Origin of the sequence: Xanthobacter versatilis (assembly GCF_043193975.1) — a bacterium.
Classification (GTDB): Bacteria; Pseudomonadota; Alphaproteobacteria; order Rhizobiales; family Xanthobacteraceae; genus Xanthobacter; species Xanthobacter autotrophicus_E.
In genome coordinates this window covers 1-723 of record NZ_JBAFVB010000033.1, presented here as the reverse complement: position 1 = coordinate 723, position 723 = coordinate 1, and the positions used below count along the sequence as shown (strand labels likewise).

Genomic DNA, 723 nt, shown 5'->3' with positions numbered 1-723 from the left:
TCGAACACGATGCCGGTGCAGGACCGGGGCGATTGGGCGAGAGAGCCGCTTCAGGTGCGGACCCGTTCCGATCCGGCCGGTGCCTCCAGGTCCGAGAGCAAGGAAGCGATCAGCGCATCCGGTGCCTTGAACCGGCCGCGCCTGAGCTCCGGCGGGATGACCGCCTCGATCGCTTCCAGCTTTTCAGAGGGGTCCATGCGGAGATAGGCCTCCGTCGTGCGGATGTCGGCATGACCAAGCCACAGGGCAACCTTCCGGATGTCGTGGGTGGCCTGCAGCATGACGACCGCGCAGCTGTGCCGGAGCTGATGTGGCGAGACGCTCCGACCACGCAGCGATGAGCAGGTCTCGGCCGCTGCGCAGCATGGACGTCGCGGCGGAGTGGCGCAGATCGTGGGCGCCGCGATGGACACTTTTGACGCCGGCCCGGTCGAGGGCGCGGCGCACGATGCACTTCACGGCGATCCGGCTCAGCTGGCGGACAGGCGCCGTGTCCGTCAGGAACACCCGCGTTGTCGCGATCCGTGGCCGCGCCCGCTCGATATAGGCGAGGATGGCGTCCCCGATCTCCTGGGTCAGCGGCAGGCGCTCCTCACGCCGCGCCTTGCCAGCAAGGGTTATGCGGCCTGTCACCCAGTCGATCTCATCGAAGTCGAGGTTGGCGACTTCGCTGGCCCTGAGGCCCAGTCGGGCCAGGAGCAGGATGGCCGGTCCGAACGCGGC

General features: G+C 68.5%; 1 protein-coding gene and 1 pseudogene. Both read right to left on the bottom strand.

Annotated features, from left to right (window positions below):
• Nucleotides 1–50: 50 nt before the first annotated feature.
• A complete protein-coding gene (locus V5F66_RS22345; RefSeq protein ID WP_445329429.1) occupies nucleotides 51–413 on the bottom strand; it encodes a tyrosine-type recombinase/integrase in 363 nt (120 codons plus the stop codon).
• A gap of 55 nt (nucleotides 414–468) precedes the next feature.
• Nucleotides 469–687 (bottom strand): annotated as a pseudogene (locus V5F66_RS22340) (tyrosine-type recombinase/integrase); the annotation flags it as partial.
• Nucleotides 688–723: the final 36 nt, after the last annotated feature.